This window comes from Serratia sp. FS14 (assembly GCF_000695995.1).
Lineage (GTDB): Bacteria > Pseudomonadota > Gammaproteobacteria > Enterobacterales > Enterobacteriaceae > Serratia > Serratia nematodiphila.
Window position 1 is genome coordinate 181,456 of the sequence record NZ_CP005927.1, and the last position, 21,226, is coordinate 202,681.

18 protein-coding genes are annotated in these 21,226 nt (G+C 59.9%); 4 read left to right on the forward strand and 14 right to left on the reverse strand.

Annotation, left to right across the window (positions count from 1 at the left end; translation table 11 throughout):
• Nucleotides 1-79 precede the first annotated feature (79 nt).
• The 5 genes from ispH to ribF are packed head-to-tail and all read right to left on the reverse strand — an operon-like array spanning nt 80 to nt 5,796.
• On the reverse strand, nt 80-1,033 hold the full coding sequence (gene ispH / locus L085_RS00805; protein ID WP_004932946.1) for a 4-hydroxy-3-methylbut-2-enyl diphosphate reductase: 954 nt from the start codon (nt 1,031-1,033) through the stop codon (nt 80-82).
• Nucleotides 1,014-1,484, reverse strand: a complete 471-nt coding sequence (gene fkpB, locus L085_RS00810; protein ID WP_016929135.1) for an FKBP-type peptidyl-prolyl cis-trans isomerase — start codon at nt 1,482-1,484, stop codon at nt 1,014-1,016. Before fkpB ends, ispH begins: the two co-directional genes overlap by 20 nt.
• Nucleotide 1,485: 1 nt before the next feature.
• Nucleotides 1,486-1,995 carry a signal peptidase II gene (lspA, locus tag L085_RS00815; RefSeq protein ID WP_044031908.1) on the reverse strand — a complete coding sequence of 170 codons (510 nt, stop codon included), beginning with the start codon at nt 1,993-1,995 and terminating at the stop codon, nt 1,486-1,488.
• Nucleotides 1,996-2,008: 13 nt separating this feature from the next.
• Entirely contained in the window at nt 2,009-4,825 is a 2,817-nt protein-coding gene (ileS, locus tag L085_RS00820) for an isoleucine--tRNA ligase (RefSeq protein WP_044029714.1), read from the reverse strand.
• A 32-nt stretch (nt 4,826-4,857) separates the two neighbouring features.
• Nucleotides 4,858-5,796, reverse strand: a complete 939-nt coding sequence (gene ribF / locus L085_RS00825; protein WP_044029716.1) for a bifunctional riboflavin kinase/FAD synthetase — start codon at nt 5,794-5,796, stop codon at nt 4,858-4,860.
• Nucleotides 5,797-6,186: 390 nt separating this feature from the next.
• On the opposite strand from ribF, the gene rpsT reads away from it, so the two are divergent.
• Nucleotides 6,187-6,450, forward strand: coding sequence for a 30S ribosomal protein S20 (gene rpsT / locus L085_RS00830; protein ID WP_004932960.1), 264 nt, complete (start codon nt 6,187-6,189; stop codon nt 6,448-6,450).
• Nucleotides 6,451-6,521: 71 nt separating this feature from the next.
• On the opposite strand, the gene nhaR is transcribed toward rpsT, so the two are convergent.
• The 4 genes from nhaR to dnaK form a co-directional block, all read right to left on the reverse strand.
• The gene (gene nhaR, locus L085_RS00835) at nt 6,522-7,421 is read right to left on the reverse strand and encodes a transcriptional activator NhaR (protein ID WP_004932962.1); all 900 of its coding nucleotides are present in this window, start codon (nt 7,419-7,421) and stop codon (nt 6,522-6,524) included.
• Between the two features lie 192 nt (nt 7,422-7,613).
• Nucleotides 7,614-8,780 (reverse strand): Na+/H+ antiporter NhaA, encoded by a 1,167-nt coding sequence (nhaA, locus tag L085_RS00840; protein ID WP_021505367.1) that lies wholly within the window; start codon nt 8,778-8,780, stop codon nt 7,614-7,616.
• 236 nt (nt 8,781-9,016) lie between these two features.
• Nucleotides 9,017-10,141: a molecular chaperone DnaJ gene (dnaJ, locus tag L085_RS00845; protein WP_004932969.1), complete on the reverse strand. Its 1,125-nt coding sequence runs from the start codon at nt 10,139-10,141 to the stop codon at nt 9,017-9,019.
• A 106-nt stretch (nt 10,142-10,247) separates the two neighbouring features.
• Nucleotides 10,248-12,161: a molecular chaperone DnaK gene (dnaK, locus tag L085_RS00850; protein WP_044029717.1), complete on the reverse strand. Its 1,914-nt coding sequence runs from the start codon at nt 12,159-12,161 to the stop codon at nt 10,248-10,250.
• 324 nt (nt 12,162-12,485) lie between these two features.
• On the opposite strand from dnaK, the gene satP reads away from it, so the two are divergent.
• Complete coding sequence (satP, locus tag L085_RS00855; protein WP_015376609.1) at nt 12,486-13,085, forward strand: acetate uptake transporter; 600 nt, start codon at nt 12,486-12,488, stop codon at nt 13,083-13,085.
• 44 nt (nt 13,086-13,129) lie between these two features.
• Here satP and L085_RS00860 read toward each other — a convergent pair whose 3' ends face one another.
• From L085_RS00860 to tal, 3 genes are all read right to left on the reverse strand, one after another.
• Nucleotides 13,130-14,437, reverse strand: coding sequence for an MFS transporter (locus tag L085_RS00860; protein ID WP_044029718.1), 1,308 nt, complete (start codon nt 14,435-14,437; stop codon nt 13,130-13,132).
• A gap of 124 nt (nt 14,438-14,561) precedes the next feature.
• Entirely contained in the window at nt 14,562-15,149 is a 588-nt protein-coding gene (gene mog, locus L085_RS00865; protein WP_015376607.1) for a molybdopterin adenylyltransferase, read from the reverse strand.
• Between the two features lie 151 nt (nt 15,150-15,300).
• Entirely contained in the window at nt 15,301-16,254 is a 954-nt protein-coding gene (gene tal / locus L085_RS00870) for a transaldolase (protein ID WP_004932982.1), read from the reverse strand.
• Between the two features lie 383 nt (nt 16,255-16,637).
• On the opposite strand from tal, the gene L085_RS00875 reads away from it, so the two are divergent.
• Complete coding sequence (locus L085_RS00875; protein ID WP_044029719.1) at nt 16,638-18,074, forward strand: sodium:alanine symporter family protein; 1,437 nt, start codon at nt 16,638-16,640, stop codon at nt 18,072-18,074.
• A gap of 105 nt (nt 18,075-18,179) precedes the next feature.
• The gene (yaaA, locus tag L085_RS00880; protein ID WP_044029721.1) at nt 18,180-18,956 is read left to right on the forward strand and encodes a peroxide stress protein YaaA; all 777 of its coding nucleotides are present in this window, start codon (nt 18,180-18,182) and stop codon (nt 18,954-18,956) included.
• A 47-nt stretch (nt 18,957-19,003) separates the two neighbouring features.
• On the opposite strand, the gene thrC is transcribed toward yaaA, so the two are convergent.
• The gene (gene thrC, locus L085_RS00885; protein ID WP_044029722.1) at nt 19,004-20,293 is read right to left on the reverse strand and encodes a threonine synthase; all 1,290 of its coding nucleotides are present in this window, start codon (nt 20,291-20,293) and stop codon (nt 19,004-19,006) included.
• Between the two features lie 3 nt (nt 20,294-20,296).
• Nucleotides 20,297-21,226, reverse strand: coding sequence for a homoserine kinase (gene thrB, locus L085_RS00890; protein ID WP_044029724.1), 930 nt, complete (start codon nt 21,224-21,226; stop codon nt 20,297-20,299).

Here is a 21,226-nt window from a genome sequence, read left to right on the forward strand (position 1 = left end):
CAGCATTTTATTTTCAATGCCGTTGGCATTCCAAAAAAACGGGAAGCCTAAGCTCCCCGTTGTCATTCACTCACGCACCTCAGTCAATCTGACGGACGTCCACGCGTAGCTCTTTCGGCACTTCGAACACGATGTTCTCTTCACGCCCGCTGATTTCATGCACGTCCAGGCCGCCCAGCGCTTTCAGGCGGGAGATCACCTCCTGCACCAGCACATCCGGTGCCGAGGCGCCGGCGGTAACGCCGATATTGCGCGCTTCGCTCAGCCAGCTTTCCTGAATATCCGCCGCCGAATCGATCAGATAAGCCGGTTTGCCGACGCGCTGCGCCAGTTCCGCCAGACGGTTAGAGTTGGAGGAGTTCTTCGACCCCACCACCAGCACCACGTCCGCATCGCCGGCCAGGTTGCGCACCGCTTCCTGACGGTTGGTGGTGGCGTAGCAAATGTCATCCTTGCGCGGACCGATAATGCTCGGGAAGCGCTGACGCAGCGCGTCGATCACGTCCGAGGTATCATCCACCGACAGCGTGGTCTGCGTCATGAAGCACAGGTTGTTTTCGTCTTTCACCTGCAGTTTCCACACGTCATCCGGCGACTCGACCAGGTACATGCCGCCCTGCGGATTGCTGTACTGGCCCATGGTGCCTTCCACCTCCGGATGCCCGGCATGGCCGATCAGAATCGCTTCGGTGCCGCGGCGGCTGGCGCGCGCCACTTCCATATGCACCTTGGTCACCAGCGGACAGGTGGCGTCGAACAGCATGGTCAGATCGCGCGCCTTGGCTTCGGCGCGCACCGCCTGAGAAACGCCGTGCGCCGAAAAGATCAGGATAGAGCCGTCCGGCACTTCGGCGATCTCTTCGATAAACACGGCGCCGCGCTCACGCAGGCTGTCGACCACGTAGCGGTTGTGCACCACTTCATGCCGTACGTAGATCGGAGCACCGTACAGCTCCAGCGCACGTTCCACGATGCTGATCGCACGATCAACCCCGGCGCAGAAGCCGCGCGGGTTAGCCAGCAATATTTGCATGCGTCTCCTCCTGCTGTGGATCAATCTCCAGCACTTCGATGTCGAAGGTCACCGGATGGCCCGCCAGCGGATGGTTGAAATCGACGGTGATCGAATCTTCCGCCACCGCGCGCACCACGCCCGGCATTTCGCTGCCGTCAATCGCGGTAAACAGCATGATGGTGCCCACGTCCGGCACGCCGGTTTCCGCGAAGTCGCGGCGCGAGAAGAACTGGACCAGATCCGGGTTCTCCGCGCCGAACGCCGCTTCCGGCTGCAGGGTAAAGGCGCGCTTATCGCCCGCGCGCAGGCCGAGCAGCTGCTCTTCCAGCGGCGCCGACAGGCTGCCGTCACCCAGGCGGAACAGCGCCGGTTTGCCGCTGCTGCGGGTGGATTCGGCGGTCGAACCGTCTTCCAGTTTCAGTGTAAAGTGAACCAGCACCGCGCTGTCACTGATAACCTGAGCCGTCATATTACTCACCTTTGCTCTTTGCGCCTTTGTTCGCCGGCGACAGGAAACCTTCCAGCACGATCATCGCCGCACCCACGCAGATAAAGCTGTCCGCCAGATTGAAGGTCGGGTAGTGCCAATCACCGACGTAGAAGTCGATGAAGTCGACCACGAAACCGTGCCACAGGCGATCGAACAGGTTGCCCAACGCCCCGCCGATAATAAAGGCGTAGGCGATGTTGTTCAGCTTCTGCTGCGCGGTGCTGCGGTACATCATCACCAGCAGCACCGCGACGATGGCGATGGCGATGCCGGCAAAGAACCAACGCTGCCAACCGCCATGGTCGGCCAGGAAGCTGAACGCGGCGCCGTAGTTACGCGCGTAAAACAGGTTGAACGACGGGATCAACGGCTGGGACTGGCCCAGCGTAAAGTTAGCGAGGATCCACTGTTTGCTGCCGAAATCCAGCGCCAGCACCGCCACTACAACCCACAGCCAACGCAGGCCGGTCGAACAAATTGGTTTACTCATCAGGCGCAAGTTCTCAGGCAAAGTTACGCTTCTCGCCGTCACCGGCGACGTTGCTCACACAGCGGCCGCAGATGTCTGCATGCTCCGCCACCAGGCCGATATCGGTGGTGTAATGCCAGCAGCGCGGGCACTTCTCACCTGGCGCTGTGCTGAAGGCGATCTTCAGCCCTTTCAGCAGCTCGGAGGCCTGCGCATCGGCTGGCGCCTCCGCCAATGGCGCAACGCTTGCCGCAGAGGTCAACAACACAAAGCGCAGCTCATCCTGCAGGCTGTTCAGACGCGCCGCCAACTCGCTGTCGGCATACAGCGTCACCGCCGCTTCCAGCGAACCGCCGAGGCGTTTGTCGGCACGCGCCTGCTCCAGCACCTTGTTCACTTCACCGCGCACTTTCAGCAACTCAGCCCAGAAAGCGTCGTTCATCGGCTCGCCTTCCGCCAGCCCGAACAGACCGTCGTACCACTCTTCGGTGAACACGTACTGCGCGCGTTTGCCCGGCATGAAGCCCCAGATCTCGTCTGCGGTGAACGACATGATCGGCGCCATCCAGCGCACCAGCGCTTCGACGATGTGATACAGCGCGGTCTGGCAGCTGCGGCGAGCGACGCTGTCGCTCTTGGCGGTGTACTGACGATCCTTGATGATATCCAGGTAGAAGGAGCCCATCTCGACCGAGCAGAACTGCATCAGGCGCTGCACCACTTCGTGGAAATCGTAGTTGGCGTAAGCCTGCTCGATATCCTGCTGCGCCGCCAGCGCGCGGCCGACCGCCCAGCGATCCAGCACCACCATGTCTTCCGGCGCCACGCAATCGGTGCTCGGCTCGAACCCGTTCAGGTTGGCCAGCAGGAAGCGCGCGGTGTTGCGGATGCGGCGGTAAGAGTCGGCGGAACGCTTGAGGATCTCGTCGGACACCGCGATCTCGCCGGTGTAATCGGTCGACGCCACCCACAGACGCAGAATGTCGCCGCCCAGCTTGTTCATCACGTCCTGCGGGCTGACGGTGTTGCCGATCGACTTGGACATCTTGCGGCCCTGGCCGTCGACGGTGAAGCCGTGGGTCAGCACTTCCTTGTACGGCGCCTTGCCCTTCATCGCGGTGGAGATCATCAGCGATGACATGAACCAGCCGCGGTGTTGGTCGGAGCCTTCCAGATACATGTCGGCGCCGTGGCCGTTGAATTCAGGACGCACGTCGACAACCGAGGCGTGGGTGGAACCGGAATCGAACCACACGTCCAGCGTATCCGGCACTTTCACGTAGTCGGCGGCTTCCGCGCCGAGGATGTCGGCCGCGTCCAGATCCCACCAGGCCTGAATGCCGTCTTGCTCGACGCGTTTGGCCACTTCTTCCATCAGCTCAACGCTGCGCGGGTGCAGCTGTTCGGTCTCTTTATGCACGAACAGCGACATCGGCACGCCCCAGGTGCGCTGACGCGAGATGCACCAGTCCGGGCGGTTGGCCACCATCATTTCGATGCGCGCCTGGCCCCAATCCGGGATCCACTGCACGCCCTTGATCTCTTCCAGCGACTGCTGACGCAGGCCTTTCTGATCCATGCTGATGAACCATTGCGGCGTGGCGCGGAAGATGATTGGCGTCTTGTGGCGCCAGCAGCACGGATAGCTGTGCAGGAACTTCTCGACGTGCAGCAGCGCGCCTTTCTCACGCAGCAGATCGACGATCAGATCGTTGGCCTTGAAGACGAACTTGCCGTCCAGCAGCGGGTAGGTGCCGGTCAGGTAGCAGCCGTTCGGCCCTACCGGGTTGGCCACTTCCAGGCCGTATTTCTGGCCGATCACGAAGTCGTCCGGGCCGTGGCCCGGCGCGGTATGCACCGCACCGGTACCGGCGTCCAGCGTCACGTGCTCGCCGAGGATCGCCGGCACGTCGAAGTCCATGAACGGGTGTTTGAAGCGCAGCAGCTCCAGATCGGCGCCTTTGCAGCTGCCCAGCACCGTCCACTCGGTGATGCCGGCGCGTTTCATCACGCTTTCCACCAGTTCGGCCGCCAGGATCAGGCACTGGCCGTCAACCTGCACCAGCTGATAGGTGAAATCCGGGTGCAGCGAGATCGCGCGGTTGGCCGGCAAGGTCCACGGCGTGGTGGTCCAAATAACCAGCGAGATGGCGCCGTTGAAGTGGCTCACGCCGAACTTGGCCGCCACGGCAGCCGCGTCGGCCGCATGGAAGCTCACGTCGATCGACGGCGAAGTCTTGTCGTAGTACTCCACTTCCGCTTCCGCCAGCGACGAGCCGCAGTCGGTGCACCAGTGAACCGGCTTGGCGCCTTTCAGCAGGTGGCCGTTGCTGATGATCTTGCCCAGCGCGCGGATGATGTTGGCTTCGGTTTTGAAGTCCATCGTCAGGTACGGACGATCCCAGTCGCCCAACACGCCCAGACGGATGAAGTCCTTCTTCTGGCCTTCAACCTGCTCGGCCGCGTACTCGCGGCACTTCTGGCGGAACTCGGCCGCCGTCAGCTTCTCGCCCGGCTTGCCGTACAGTTGCTCAACCTTCAGTTCGATCGGCAGGCCGTGGCAGTCCCAACCCGGCACATAAGGCGAGTCGAAGCCGGCCATCCCTTTCGACTTGATGATAATGTCTTTGAGAATCTTGTTAACCGAGTGACCAATGTGAATGCTGCCGTTCGCATACGGAGGGCCGTCATGCAAAATGAAGGTTTTTTTGCCCTTTTTGGCAGTACGAATAATCCCGTACAGATCCTGTTCATACCAACGTTGCAGCATGCCAGGTTCGCGCTTGGCGAGATCGCCGCGCATCGGGAACCCTGTTTCCGGCAAGTTCAGGGTATTCTTGTAGTCACTCATTAGATTCTCGGTTCCGTTTTCGGCTATAGAGATTAAACCGGTGTCTGTAGCCCGAAGAACTTCCGGGCCGTCACCACATCATTGGCGATTTGCTGCTTCAGGGCATCGAGCGAAGCAAACCGCTGTTCATTGCGCAATTTTGCGCGGAGCACCACCTCAATATGGCGCCCGTAAAGATCCATTGTGACATCCAGCAGATGCACTTCCAGCTGCTGGCGCACGCCGGCGACGGTCGGGCGCGTGCCGATATTGGCCACGCCCGGCAGCGGCTTCGGCCCCAGGCCGTACACTTCCACCGCATACACTCCTTTCACCGGTGCCACCAGACGCTTGAGCGGCAAATTGGCGGTCGGGAAGCCGATGGTGCGCCCCAGCTCGTCGCCGTGCACCACGCGCCCGGAAATGCTGTACGGGTGGCCCAGCAGGGTCTCCGCCAGCGGCAGATCGTCCTCGCTCAGCGCGGTGCGGATCGCGGTGCTGCTGATGCGCCGCTCGCCTTCGCGGAAGGTCGGGGTGCTGACCACGTCGAAGCCGTACTCTTTTCCGGCCTGCTGCAATAGCGGAAAATCGCCCTGACGCCCGGCGCCAAAGCGAAAATCATCCCCCACCATCAGGAATTTGACGCCCAGTTTTTCCACCAGCAGCTCGGCGACGAACGCCTGCGCGGTGTTGGCGGCGAAACGCGGATCGAACTTGACGCACAGCAGGTAATCGACGCCCGCCTGCGCCAGATAGTTGGCCTTGTCGCGTAGGCGCGTCAAGCGGGCCGGCGCTTTGTCTGCGGCGAACATCTCCAGCGGCTGCGGCTCAAAGATCATGACCATCACCGGCAGCCCGAGGCGTTTCCCCTGTTGCTTCAACTGTTCCAGCAACGCCTGATGGCCGCGATGCACGCCGTCAAAGTTGCCGATGGTGAGCACGCAACCATGGTGGCGCGCCCGGATATTGTGAATGCCGCGAATTAGCTCCATAGCTGGCTCAAAACAGTGGAAATCGGCGGATTATACCTTGTACAGCCGGTAAGGTTAACCCGCGATTGGTGCCTTTATGTAATAGACATACCATACCGGAGATAATCTGCGCGTGAAACGGCTTCGCCGCAGTTTATCCGGCGCTGCCGGGGCGATTCTCGACCGCGGCCAACGGCTTGCGCCCGCCGCGGCAAATCATTGGCGAATTTTCTCGCGAAACACTGTATTCCCAAGAGCGAAGCTGGTAAAATCCTGCGCCATCACAACGTAGCGAGTGCCGCCTGTACAAACGGCGCTTATTTGCACAAATCCATTGACAAACGAAGGCTAAAAGGGCATATTCCTCGGCCTTTGAATTGTCCTCAATAGAATATATTTGGGAGTTGGACCTTGGCTAATATCAAATCAGCTAAGAAACGCGCCGTACAGTCTGAGAAACGCCGCAAGCATAACGCAAGCCGTCGCTCAATGGTGCGTACCTTCATCAAGAAGGTAGACGCAGCTATCGCAGCTGGCGACAAAGAAGCAGCACAAAATGCATTCCTGGTAATGCAGCCACTGGTGGACCGTCAGGCAGCTAAAGGCCTGATCCACAAAAACAAAGCAGCGCGTCATAAGTCAAACCTGACTGCACGCATCAACGCAATGCAATAAGCATTTCGTTATCTGCTTGATAAAAAAACCGGCTCAGGCCGGTTTTTTTACGTCCTGCGTTCAGTGAACCGCTAGCAGGAAAACAGCGCCGAGAAGTCTTTGTTGCAGACGCGCTGCACCGCCGGATGCTGGATCATGCGCTCGGCGAAGATGATGTAATACTCCTCCTGCACGCTGTCGATGCGCCCAATCTCCACCACATTGTCATCGTTGTAGGTATCCTGCGCATACAGCGTCGGCGCCACGAAGATCGCATTGTGGTACATGCCGAAGGCCTTCATCAGCGCCGCATCGTCGAACTCGCCCAGAATTTCCACCTGAATGCCCTGCGTATTGAACCAGTTGAGCAGCTTGCGCCCCAGCATCGAACGACGGCCGGGGATCAGCAGCTTGCGCTGCTCCAGGCAAGCCGGGAACGGCAGCTCCGGCGCCGGCTGGCGACAGAAAAAGCTGATGCCGCACTCGCCCAGCTTCAGCGAGAACAGCCCTTCCTGCTGGCTGGAGTCCACCGGGCAATCCGACAGGATCATATCCAGCTTGTGCTGGCTGAGCTGCTCCAGCAGCATCTCGTGCGTCGATTCAAAGCAACGCAGGTGGATCTGCTCGTTGTCCACCACCACCGCCGTTTCCAATACCTGGCTGACCAGCCGCTTCGACAGCGCGTCCGCTACGCCGACGTCGAACAACAGGTTGGACTCTTTGCGGTAGTTGACGATATCCAGCATTTCCTGGCTGAGCATAAACATCTTGTCGGCATAGCGGAACACCAGCTGCCCCAGCTCCGAAGGCACCAACCCGCGCCCCTGGCGTTTGAACAGCTTGCCGTCCAACCGCTCTTCCAGCGCTTTGATCTGGCCGGTGATGGTCTGCGGCGTCAGAAACAACGCTTCGGCGGCACCGACCACGGAACCGGCCTTGCAGACCTGCCAGAAATAGTAAAGGTGATTAAAGTTGATATGCGACATCCTCACGAGCGGCTCTCCTTAACAACGTTTCGCAGCGGCAAACGGTGTGCCGTGACGAGCGACAAACTTCCTTTCCCTGCTTCAGACAACGTATAGCCCCATTAGTCCCAACGAAGAACGGCCGAAGCTGCACATATTTTATACCGTACAGCTCCGACCAGCCATTTTATTATGTGCCCTTACCGGGCACATTCAGGATTAACGCACGCGCGGCAACGCCAGACGCAGTAATCCATACCCTACCACCGCCGCAGTGGTGGAGCCCAACAGGATCCCCAGGCGGGAATAGGTGCTGAGCGCCGCATCCGCATCGCCGAACGCCAGCGAGGCGATAAAAATCGACATGGTAAAACCAATGCCGCAAAGCACCGAAACGGCAAACACCTGTTTGAAGCCGATACCTTCAGGCAAACGGGCGATGCCCATTTTCACCGCCAGCAGGCTGAAGAGGAAAATCCCCAGCGGCTTGCCGATAAACAGGCCAGCCGCAATCCCGACCGGCAGCAGCGACGTCAATCCCTCCAGCGATACGCCCTGCAAAGAGACCCCGGCGTTGGCGAAAGCGAACAGCGGCAGGATCATGAACGCCACCCAAGGGTGCAGCTCATGCTCCAGCGTTTCCGACGGCGATGGCCCCTTTTTGACGTTCAACGGGATCATAAAGCCGACAATCACCCCAGCCAGCGTCGCATGCACCCCGGACTTGAGGATCGCCACCCACAGCACCAGGCCGACCATCATGTACAGCGAGGTCTTGCCCACGCCGCGCCAGTTCATCACCGCCAGCAGCGCCGTCGCCGCCGCCGCCACGCCCAGCGCCACCATCGACACTTCGTGGGTGTAGAACAGCGCGATGATGATGATCACGCCCAGGTCATCGATGATCGCCAGCGCCAACAGGAACACTTTCAGGCTGGTTGGCACGCGGTTGCCCAGCAGCGCCATGACGCCCAGCGCAAAGGCGATGTCGGTCGCGGCCGGGATCGCCCAACCCTGGCGGGTAACTTCATCCGCGCCGTTGAACAACAGGTAAATCAGCGCCGGCGCCAACATGCCGCCCAGCGCGGCGATCGCCGGAAACACCGCTTTGTCGCGCCCGGACAGCGAGCCTTGCATCAGCTCGCGCTTGACCTCCAGCCCCACCACCAGGAAGAAGATGGCCATCAGGCCGTCGTTTATCCACAGCAGCAGCGGCTTAGCGATCTCCAGCGAAGCTACCTTCACCATCACCGGCAGGTTAAGGAATGCCTGATAGATCCCCTGCGCCGGGGTATTGGCCATGATCAGGGCGACGATCGCCGCCGCGATCAGAATGATACCGCCCGCGGCTTCCTGACGTAAAAATTGACGAATGATGTTGGTCACAGTACGTCTCTCCAAATCTGTGCAGGACATAGCGCCCTGCGAACCACAGTCATGAAGTGAGTATAGAGGGCGTTTTAGTTCGAAAAAATAAGTTTATAAATGCTAAATAGCTCGAAAAAACCGATAAAAAGCACGAATAAGTCACATTTACGTTGTGGAATTAGCGGTTTGGCGCGCAAATAAAAACCCCGGGACAGAAGCCCGGGGTTCGCACATAAGCCAACAGAAACAGCAGGTTAGCGAGTCAGGTCGTCAAAGAACTTTTTCACCCCGTCGAAGAAGCTCTTCGAGCGCGGGCTGTTCTTGTCGCCGGACGGGCCACCCAGGCTCTCTTCCAGCTCACGCAGCAGCTGCTTTTGCTTGTCGTTCAGATTGACCGGGGTTTCCACCACCACGCGGCACAGCAGGTCGCCCTGGCTGCCGCCACGCACCGATTTCACGCCCTTGCCGCGCATGCGGAACAGCTTGCCGGTTTGGGTCTCCGAAGGCACCTTCAGTTTCACCCGGCCGTCCAGCGTCGGCACTTCAATCTCGCCGCCCAGCGCCGCCATGGCGAAGTTGATCGGCACTTCACAGTACAGGTTGTTGCCTTCACGCTCGAAGATCGGGTGCGCCTTCACCTGCACCTGAACATACAGATCGCCCGCCGGTGCGCCGTGCTCGCCGGCTTCGCCTTCACCCGCCAGGCGAATGCGGTCGCCGGTATCGACGCCGGCCGGAATTTTCACCGACAGCGTCTTGGATTTTTCTACCCGGCCGTGGCCGTGGCACTTGTTGCACGGATCTTTGATGATCTGGCCGCGGCCATGGCAGTGCGGACACGCCTGCTGCACGGTGAAGAAGCCCTGGCGCATCTGCACCTGGCCCTGGCCGTGACAGGTTGGACAGGTAACCGGTGAGCTGCCCGGTTTGGCGCCGCTGCCGTGGCAGACGTCGCACTCTTCCAGCGTCGGGATGCGGATCTCTTTGGTGACGCCACGTACCGCTTCCTCGAGGGTCAGCTCCATGTTATAGCGCAGATCGGAACCGCGGCTGGCGCGCTGACGGCGGCCTCCGCCGAAGATGTCGCCAAACACGTCGCCAAAGATATCGCTGAAGTCGGCGCCGCCGCCAAAGCCGCCGCCGCCCATGCCGCCCTGTTCAAAGGCTGCGTGCCCATACTGGTCGTAGGCCGCACGTTTCTGGTCGTCGGTCAGAACTTCGTAAGCTTCTTTAACTTCTTTAAACTTGGTTTCGGCGTCTTGTTCCTGGTTGCGGTCAGGATGGTATTTCATCGCCAGGCGTTTGTACGCCTTTTTGATCTCACGTTCATCCGCCGTCTTGCTGACGCCGAGAATCTCGTAATAGTCTTTCTTCGCCATTCTTTCGCTTACCCTTAACATGCGTGCACGGGCGCAGAGTTGCCTCGACGCCCGTGCTGGTTTCCGGGAGCGGCACCTCGGCCGCCCCGTGCCCGCTTAAGGGCGATTATTTTTTGTCTTTAACTTCTTCGAACTCGGCGTCAACCACGTCGTCGTCTTTCTGCGCCGCGTTGTCCGCGCCGGCGTCAGCACCCTGCTGAGCCTGCTGCGCCTGAGCCATTTCCAGCAGCTTGCCGGAAACCTGCACCAACGCCTGGGTCTTCGCTTCGATCTCGGCTTTATCTTCGCCTTTCACCGCCGCTTCCAGATCCTTCAGCGCCGCTTCAATCGCCGTTTTGTCTTCCGTCGGCAGTTTGTCGCCCGCTTCTTCCAGCTGCTTGCGAGTGCCGTGGATCAGGTGATCCGCCTGGTTACGCGTCTGCACCAACTCTTCGAACTTGCGGTCCGCTTCAGCGTTCAGCTCGGCGTCGCGCACCATTTTCTGGATTTCGTCTTCGTTCAGGCCAGAAGATGCCTTGATGGTGATCTTCTGCTCACGGCCGGTGTTCTTGTCTTTGGCAGACACGTGCAGGATGCCGTCGGCATCGATATCGAAGGTCACTTCGATCTGCGCCATGCCGCGCGGCGCCGCCTGGATGCCGTCCAGGTTGAACTGGCCCAGAGATTTGTTATCGCTGGCGCGCTTACGCTCACCCTGCAGCACGTGGATGGTTACCGCAGACTGGTTGTCTTCCGCAGTAGAGAACACCTGGCTGTGCTTGGTCGGGATAGTGGTGTTTTTGGTGATCAGCGGCGTCATCACGCTGCCCATGGTTTCGATACCCAGCGACAGCGGGGTCACGTCCAGCAGCAGAACGTCTTTCACATCACCGGCCAACACGCCGCCCTGTACCGCAGCGCCCACGGCAACCGCTTCGTCCGGGTTCACGTCTTTACGCGGCTCTTTGCCGAAGAAGTCTGCGACTTTCTTCTGCACCATTGGCATACGGGTCTGGCCGCCCACCAGGATCACGTCCTGAATGTCGGAAACCGACAGGCCAGCGTCTTTCAGCGCCACTTTCAGCGGCTCGATGGAGCGTGCCACCAGATCTTCAACCAGCGACTCGAGTTTGGCGCGAGTCACTTTGATGTTCATGTGTTTTGGACCGGTCGCGTCTGCAGTGATGTACGGCAGGTTAACGTCGGTCTGCTGAGCGGAAGACAGTTCAATCTTCGCTTTCTCAGCGGCTTCTTTCAGACGCTGCATCGCCAGCGGATCGTTGCGCAGATCGATGCCCTGATCTTTCTTGAACTCTTCCACCAGGTAGTTGATCAGACGGCTGTCGAAGTCTTCGCCGCCCAGGTGGGTGTCACCGTTGGTCGCCAGCACTTCGAAGGTTTTTTCGCCGTCAACGTCGTCGATTTCGATGATGGAGATATCGAAAGTACCGCCGCCCAGGTCATAAACCGCGATGGTGCGGTTGCCGACTTCTTTGTCCAGGCCATAGGCCAGGGCCGCCGCGGTCGGTTCGTTGATGATGCGCTTGACTTCCAGACCCGCGATGCGGCCGGCGTCTTTGGTCGCCTGACGCTGGGCGTCGTTGAAGTAAGCCGGTACGGTGATAACCGCTTCAGTTACCGGTTCGCCCAGGTAATCTTCCGCCGTTTTCTTCATTTTTTTCAGCACTTCCGCAGAGATCTGCGGCGGAGCCATTTTCTGGCCTTTCACTTCCAGCCAGGCGTCGCCGTTGTCGGCTTCGACGATTTTGTACGGCATGATCGCTTTGTCGCGCTGCGCTTCTTCATCCTGGAAGCGGCGACCGATCAGGCGCTTGATGGCGAACAGGGTGTTTTCAGGGTTGGTGACTGCCTGACGCTTAGCCGGCTGGCCAACCAGAGTTTCACCGTCCTGGGTATATGCGATAATAGAAGGAGTGGTGCGGTCGCCCTCGGCGTTTTCCAGCACGCGTGCCTTGGCACCATCCATAATTGCTACGCAAGAGTTGGTCGTACCCAGGTCGATACCAATAATTTTGCCCATCTAAACGTCTCCACTAAAAAATTCATAATCAGTCAGGTTGCTAACCTATATGCGGGCGATTTTTTGCTTTTCAACTGCCCGATATCTCAGTGCGACCCGCGGTTAGCAGCTGCGGTTGCAAATAAGATGGGGCCATCCAACCCGGCATCAAGGGGCAAGGCGAAAAAAATTTCTTTTTTTATCGTCATTCAGATCATTGTTTCCGGTTGCGGGGATCATTATGATGCGCGCGCTCTGGTGGAAAACTTCGATTTTTTGGCCATTCAGACCATTTATGATTTTAATTCGCTGTTTCCGTTAATTTTCTGTTATCGCAGAGGACTTATGCACACCAACAAGTTGGCGAATCCCGGCCCTCTCGGCCTGATGGGCTTCGGGATGACCACCGTCTTGCTGAACCTGCACAACGCGGGCTTTTTCCCACTGAACTCCGCCATTATCAGCATGGGGATTTTCTTCGGTGGCCTGGCACAGATCCTGGCCGGACTGCTGGAGTACAAGAAGGGCAACACCTTCGGCATGACCGCCTTCACCGCCTACGGCAGCTTCTGGCTGAGCCTGGTCGGCCTGCTGCTGCTACCGCGTCTGGGCCTGGCAGAGGCCACCGAGGCCCACGTGCTGGGCATCTACCTGGCGCTGTGGGGCGTCTTCACCCTGTTCATGTTCTTCGGCACCCTGGGCGCCAACCGCGTACTGCAGTTCGTGTTCGCCAGCCTGACGCTGCTGTTCGCCCTGCTGGCCGTCGGCAACATCACCGGCAACCACACGCTGCTGACCTTCGCCGGCTATGAAGGCATCATCTGCGGCGCCAGCGCCATTTACCTGGCGATGGCCGAAGTACTCAACGAGCAATACGGCCGCACCGTGCTGCCGATTGGCGAACCGGCTCCGGCGCGCGTCGCGGCCTCACCGGTCACGGCGTAATCGCCCGCCCCTGATGAAAAAGCCCTGCACTGCAGGGCTTTTTTTTAGCTGTAGGAGTCGGCTCGCCGCTCCCCGGCTTCGCTGTTCAGGTCACGATGCAGGTAGAAGCCGAGCAGCAGCCCGATGAGCGACAGCGCCAACACATAGTAAGCGGGCGCTAACGGGGTTAATTTCATGATCAACGTCACAAAAATAGGGGTTAAACCGCCAAAAATAGCGTACGAGACATTATATGAGAACGAGATACCGGTAAACCGCACTTCCGCCGGGAATGCCCGCACCATCACGTACGGTACGGCCCCCACCACGCCTACGCTGAACCCCACCAGAGCATAACAGGCGAACAGCATTTCCGGGCGCACGCCCACCGTCTGATAGAACAGCCAGCTGCAGCCGGCCAGCAGTACACTGCCGACCACCAGCGTTTTGCTGGCACCGAAGCGATCGGCCGACAAACCGGCGACGATGCAGCCGGCGATCAACATGATGGTGGCGATGCTGTTGGCCTGCAGCGTCAAGGCCGGCGCGATGCCGAACTGCTTTTGCAGATAGGTCGGGGTCATCAGGATCACCACCACGATGCCGGCGGAGAGCAGCCAGGTCAGCAGCATCGACACCGCCACTTCCCGTTTGTGGTTGAGCACCACCGATTTCAGCGGCAGCTCCTCGGCCAGCGCTTTACGCGCCTGCATCTCGATAAAGATCGGCGTTTCCTGCAGCCAACGGCGCAGGTACATCGCCACCAGGCCGAACATGCCGCCAAGCAGGAATGGAATACGCCAGCCGCCGCCGGCAATGCTCTGCGGGCTGAGCGTGGTGTTGATCACCGTCGCCACCACCGAGCCCAGCAGGATGCCCACCGTCAGCCCGGCGGTCAGCGTGCCGCAGGCGAAGCCGATGCGCCGGCGCGGCACGTGTTCGGCGACGAAGACCCAGGCACCCGGCACCTCACCGCCGATCGCCGCCCCCTGCAGCACGCGCATCAGCAGCAGCAACAGCGGCGCGGCGATGCCGATGCTGGCGTAGGTCGGCAGCAGGCCCATCGCCAGCGTCGGCAACGCCATCAGCAGAATGCTCAGGGTAAACATCTTTTTGCGGCCGACCAGATCGCCGAAGTGCGCCATCACGATGCCGCCCAGCGGGCGGGCCAGATAGCCGGCGGCGAAGATACCGAAGGTTTGCACCAGCCGCAGCCATTCCGGCATGTCCGCCGGGAAGAACAGATCGCCGACCACGGCGGCGAAGAACACGAAGATGATGAAGTCGTAAAACTCCAACGCGCCGCCCAACGCGGCCAACGTCAGCGTTTTGTAGTCTTGCCGGTTCAGCCGGCGATTAGTGTCGTGAGGCATAGGGCACCGTCGGTAAAGGCTGTAAAAATAAAAGCCGCAGGCTTTCTGTAAAAGAATCCTTACTATAGCGGCAAATTATTTTCACACCAGACGGACTGAGGCCGATCTCGCAGATTGCTGAAATTTAGAGGTTTATCTCGCGACGCGCACTCTTTGGCCGAAATGCTGCTACCACTGCGGCATGCGTTTCGACGTAAGGCCCGTCGAGCAGCTGAATGCAGTAAGGCACGCTGGCGAAGATGCCGTGCACCACCGCATTGCCCTGCTCATCCTTTACCCCTTCCAGCGTTTCCTTGATCGACTTCGGTTGGCCGGGCAGGTTGATGATCAGCGCCTGTTTGCGGATCGCCCCCACCTGGCGAGAAAGAATTGCCGTTGGCACATAGTGTAGGCTGATCTGACGCATTTGCTCGCCGAAGCCGGGCATCACGCGATCGGCGATCGCCAGCGTGGCGTCGGGGGTGACATCACGGCGCGCCGGCCCGGTGCCGCCAGTGGTCAACACCAGATGGCAGCCCATTTCGTCCACCAGCTCGCACAGCGTCTGTTCTATTTGCGTCTGCTCATCGGGGATCAGCCGGGTTTCCAGCTTGAACGGCGTCGCCAGCGCGCCGGCCAGCCACTCCTCCAGCGCCGGAATGCCTTTATCCTGGTAAACGCCGCCGGAAGCGCGGTCGGAAACGGAAACCAAACCAATACGTAAAATATCCATGCGTAACCTCTACAGCCTGATGGGGTCCGAACGGGCTCGTCCCCCGTTCTGTTGTCATTGCCGAGAGTATAAGGGCTTCCCCCGCCGGCAGGGGCGTCGGGCATAAAAAAAGGTGGCCTGAGCCACCTTTTTACTGCGCGATCTGCGGGAATTACAGCAGGTCGGCGATCATTTTTTCCAGTTTGCCCTGGTCTACGGCGAACTTGCGGATGCCGTCGGTCAGTTTCTCGACCGCCATCGGATCCTGGTTGTGCTGCCAGTAGAACTCAGGTTCGGTCAGTGCGGCAGGACGCGCCTTCACTTCACCGGTATAAGACAGTTTGCGCTCCAGCGCGCCTTCGCTCTCCGCCAGCTCTTTCAGCAGCGCAGGCGCGATGGTCAGGCGGTCGCAGCCGGCCAGCTCGATGATTTCGCCGACGTTGCGGAAGCTGGCGCCCATCACCACGGTGTTGTAACCGTGTTGTTTGTAGTACTGGTAAATTTCGGTCACGGAGATCACGCCCGGATCTTCGTGCGGCGCGAACTCTTTCTTGTCGCCGTTGGCTTTGTACCAATCGAGGATACGGCCAACGAACGGCGAGATCAGGTAAACGCCGGCTTCGGCGCAGGCGCGAGCCTGAGCGAAGGAGAACAGCAGCGTCAGGTTACAGTTGATGCCTTCTTTCTCCAGCTGCTCCGCCGCGCGGATGCCCTGCCAGGTCGAGGCCAGTTTGATCAGAATGCGATCGTTGCTGATGCCGGCTTCGTTGTACAGCTTGATCAGGCGCTTGGCCTTGGCCACGCTGGCAACGGTGTCGTAAGACAGGCGTGCATCCACTTCGGTGGAGATGCGGCCCGGAACCAGTTTGAGGATCTCCAGACCGATGTTGACCGCCAGCTTGTCGGCGGCATCGGCGATTTGCTGCTCGCGATCGCTGCTCTGGCCGCGCGCCCAGGCGATGGCTTCGTCAATCAGTTTGCGGTATTCAGGAATTTGGGCTGCATTGAGGATCAGCGAAGGGTTGGTTGTGGCGTCCTGCGGTTGATACAGCTTCATTGCCGCGATATCACCCGTATCTGCAACCACCGTGGTCAGCTGGCGCAGGGAAGTTAATTTGTCGGTCATGTTGGCATTATCTCATCGTTTGTGCATGAACTTTTGGCATTGTTCAACCATGCCCTACCCTGATAATAACATGCGCCAAGCCCGGTGCAAGGCTGGAAAACCGCGGCGCGCAAGCATCTGTTTTATCCTTGGGCGAGCAACCGTTTACGCCGATATCTTTCGCCATTACCGAGCGGATGGAAAGGCAATAACGTGCTATTGTCCGAATAAATTATGTTAAATTCGAAAAAATTGATGCAATTCGTCCGCTAATCTGCGAAAAATCTTAATCGACTGACGCCGGACAGATTCCAGCTAAGCTCTTGTAAAAAATAGGCCAATGTTTTTCACCTGCGGTGGATGCTGCAAGGTGCGCATTAAATTTCGATAAGAGGAGGGATCCATTGACGGACCTGATGAATTTTATAAACAACATTTTGTGGGGGTCGGTGCTGATTTATCTGCTGCTCGGCACCGGCATTTACTTCACGCTGCGCACCCGCTTTATCCAGCTCCGCCACTTCAGCCACATGTTCTCGGTGTTAAAAAACAGCAATAAAAGCGACAGCGCCGGCATCTCCTCTTTCCAGGCGCTGTGCACCACGCTGGCAGCGCGCGTCGGCACCGGCAACCTGACCGGCGTCGCCATCGCCCTGACCGCCGGCGGCCCCGGCGCCATCTTCTGGATGTGGGTGGTGGCGTTTATCGGCATGGCCACCTCATTTGTGGAAAGCTCGCTGGCTCAGCTCTATAAAACCAAAGACGATAACGGCAACTACCGTGGCGGCCCGGCCTACTACATGGAAAAAGGCCTTGGCATGCGCTGGATGGGCGTGCTGTTTTCGATCTTCCTGATCATCGCATTCGGTCTGGTGTTCAACGCCGTGCAGGCCAACTCCATCGCGCAAGCTTCCGCCGTCGCCTTCCACTTACAGCCGCTGCACGTCGGCATCGGTCTGGTGCTGCTGAGCGGCGTGGTGATCTTCGGCGGCATCCGTTCCATCGCCAAAGTGGCCGAACTGGTGGTGCCGCTGATGGCCGGTGCCTACCTGCTGCTGGCTCTCTGGGTGATTGGCCATAACATCGAGCACATGCCGGCGATCCTGACGCTGATCTTCAAAAGCGCCTTCGGCCTGCAGGAAGCCGCGGCCGGCGCCGTCGGTTACGGTATCTCCCAGGCGATGACCCAGGGCGTACAGCGCGGCCTGTTCTCCAACGAAGCCGGCATGGGTTCGGCGCCCAACGCGGCGGCGTCCGCCTCGCCTTATCCGCCGCATCCCGCTTCGCAGGGCTACGTGCAAATGCTCGGGGTGTTTATCGATACCATCGTCATCTGCAGCGCCACCGCGGCGATCATCCTCTCCTCCGGCATTCTCGATCAGCCGACCGACAGCATCAGCGGCATCGATCTGACCCAGCGCGCGCTGTCGACCGCCGTCGGCAGTTGGGGCACGCCGTTCGTCGCTATCGCCATCTTCTTCTTCGCCTTTACCTCGATCATCGCCAACTACGCCTATGCCGAGAGCAACCTGGTGTTCCTCGAACACAATCATCCGGGCGGCCTGCTGATTTTCCGCTGCGTGGCGCTGGGCATGGTGATGTTCGGCGCGCTGGCGGAGCTGCCGCTGGTGTGGAAAATGGCGGATACCTCCATGGCGCTGATGGCGATCACTAACCTGACGGCGATCCTGCTGCTGTCGCGGGTGGCGCTGAAGCTGGCCGACGACTACCATCGCCAGCGCCGCCTGGGCAAGCTGCCGACCTTCGACGCCAACCGTTATCCGGAGCTGAAATCGCAGCTGGAGCCGGGCGTGTGGGACGATAAGCCGCCGCCGCGCTGAGTATTCCGGGGCGTGTGCGATGCACGCCCCGCCTATTGGACCGATTGCCCCTTTTTTCCGCGCTTTTTGCTACAGTATGCGCACTTGGATAAACAGGATCTGGCCATGCTCGTTATTATTTCCCCTGCAAAAACGCTCGATTACGACAGCCCGCTGGCGACAGAACGCTTCACGCAGCCCGAACTGCTGGACAAGTCTCAGCGGCTTATCAACATTTGCCGCGCGCTGACGCCGGCGCAAATCGCCAGCCTGATGAGCATCAGCGACAAGCTGGCCGGGCTCAACGCCGCGCGCTTTAGCGAATGGCAGCCGAAATTTACCCCGGACAACGCCCGCCAGGCGTTGCTGGCGTTCAAGGGCGACGTTTACACCGGCCTGCAGGCGCAGGATTTCAACGAAGCCGATTTCGACTTCGCCCAGCAGCATTTGCGCATGCTGTCCGGCCTGTATGGCGTGCTGCGCCCGCTCGATCTGATGATGCCGTACCGGCTGGAGATGGGCATCAAGCTGGAAAACCCGAAGGGCAAAGATCTGTACAGCTTCTGGGGCGATCAGATCACCCAAAAGCTCAACGAAGCGCTGGAACAACAGGGCGACGACGTGGTGGTCAACCTGGCCTCCGACGAGTATTTCAAAGCGGTGAAACCGGCCAAGTTGCACGGTTCGCTGATCAAACCGGTGTTCCTCGACGAGAAGAACGGCAAGTTCAAGGTCATCAGCTTCTACGCCAAGAAAGCGCGCGGGTTGATGAGCCGCTTTATCATCAAGAACCGCCTGACGCGCAGCGAGCAGCTGGTGGACTTCAACCTGGAAGGCTACGTCTTCGACGAAGCCGCCTCGCAGGGCAATGAACTGGTGTTCAAACGCCCGGAGCAGGCATAAAAAAAAGCCGTCGCAAGACGGCTTTTCGCATTTTACCCTGCCGAACTTCAGGCCGGCAGCCCCATCAGGAATTTGCGCAGCTCGCCGAAGTTGGCCGGCAGCGTGTGCGACAGCAGCGGCAGCTCAGCCCGCAGCGCCAGCGCTTTCGGCAACGGCAGCTCCTGGCCGAGTATCGCTTCCACACTCTCTTTAAACTTGGCCGGATGCGCCGTGCCGAGGAACAGACCGAACTCCCCTTCCTGCAGCTGATCGCGCAGCGCGCGGTAGGCGATGGCCGCGTGCGGTTCGGAGATATAGCCCAGCTCGGCCAGCTCACGCATCGTGTCTTTGGTGGTCTCGTCGCTGACCGCCGCGTGACCCAGCTCTTTCAACTGCCAGACCTTGCGACGGAACAGCTCTTCCACGCGCGGCCAGTTGTTCGGCTGGCTGACATCCATGGCGTTGGACAGCGTCGCGACCGTAGCGTGCGGCTGCCACTGGCCGCTGGTCAGGAAGCGCGGCACGGTGTCGTTGGCGTTGGTGGCGGCGATGAAGCGCTTCACCGGCAGGCCCAGCGATTTGGCCAGCAGCCCGGCGGTCAGATCGCCGAAGTTGCCGCTCGGCACCGAAATCACCAGCTGATTGCGCGCTTCCTGCGGCAGCTGCGCCACCGCTTCGAAGTAGTAGCAGATCTGCGCCAGCAAGCGACTGATGTTGATCGAGTTGGCCGAGTTCAGGTGCAGCGCGTCTTTCAATTCCTGATCGTCGAACGCCTGTTTCACCAGCGCCTGACAGGCGTCGAAGTCGCCGTCGATCGCCACGGTGTGAATATTGCCGCCCAGGGTGCAGAACAGCTTTTCCTGCAGCGGGCTGATTTTGCCCTGCGGGTAGAGGATCACCACCCGAACGTTCTTCAGGCCATAGAAGGCGTGCGCCACGGCGGCGCCGGTGTCGCCGGAGGTGGCGGTCAAAATGGTCACCGGCTGATCGCCGGCCACTTCCGCCAGCATCTGCGCCATAAAGCGGCCGCCGAAGTCTTTGAACGCCAGCGTCGGGCCGTGGAACAGCTCCAGGCAGGAGACGTCTTCCGTCACTTTCGCTACCGGCGCCGGAAACTCAAAGGCGGCCTGCACGCGTTTCTTCAGCGCCGCTTCCGGCACTTCTTCGCCGATAAAGGCCGACAGAATGCGGCTGCTGCGGGTGACAAAGTCCTGCTCCAGCAGCTGGTCGATCTCGGTCAGTTCGAACGCCGGCAGCTCCAGCGGGAAGAACAGCCCCTGCTGCTTGCCCAGGCCTTGTTTGATCGCCTGCGCGAAGCTGACCTGCTCGTTGTGATCCTTAAGGTTGTACAGTTTCATGCGTTATCCCAGTAGTCGAGCGCCTGCGGTATCCAGACGGCAAATATGAACAAAACCTTCGTCGTTTTGCAGATAGTGTTGTTGCAGCCAGGCGGCCATGCGTTGCGCGGTGGCGACATCGTTGCAGACGGCGAACAGCGTCGGGCCGGAGCCGGAGATGCCGCAGGCCAGCGCGCCTATCTCCTGCGCCGCCTTGCGCGCTTCGGCGAAGCCCGGCAGCAGCCGGGTGCGGTACGGCTCGGCGATCACGTCCTGCATTAATTTGGCGGCCAGCTGCGGCTGCCGGGTGTGGCAGGCGTGAATAAAGCCGGCCAGATAGCGGCCGTGGCTGATGCAATCCTGACGGCGGTACTGCGCGGGTAAAATGGCGCGCGCTTCGGCGGTGGAGACCTTGATGCCCGGATAGGCCATAACCCACAGCCAATCGTCAAAGCACGGCACTTCCTGGCTGATAATGCCTTCTTCTTCCAGCATCAGCTGCAGGCCGCCCAGATAGCAGGGCGCCACGTTGTCGTAATGCACGCTGCCGGAAATGCGGCCTTCCAACTCGCCCATCAGACCGAGCAGCGTCGTCTTATCCAGCGGGCGATCGCAAAATTCGTTCATCGCCATCAGCCCGGCCACCACCGAACAAGCGCTGGAGCCCAGCCCCGATCCGATCGGCATGTTCTTTTCCAGCCGCATCGCCACCGGCACTTCGCGGCCGATCTCCTGGCAGAAACGCTCCCAGCATTGATAAACGATGTTCTCTTTCGGCTCGGCCGGCAGCTTGCTGACGAAGCGCCCGGCGTTTTGCAGACTGAACGTCTCGGCGGCTTCCACGCTGACGCAGTCGCCCAGCAGCGTGCCGTCGATCGGCGAAACCGCCGCGCCCAGCACATCAAAACCGACGCTGACGTTACCGATCGAGGCCGGTGCATACACCTTAACCAT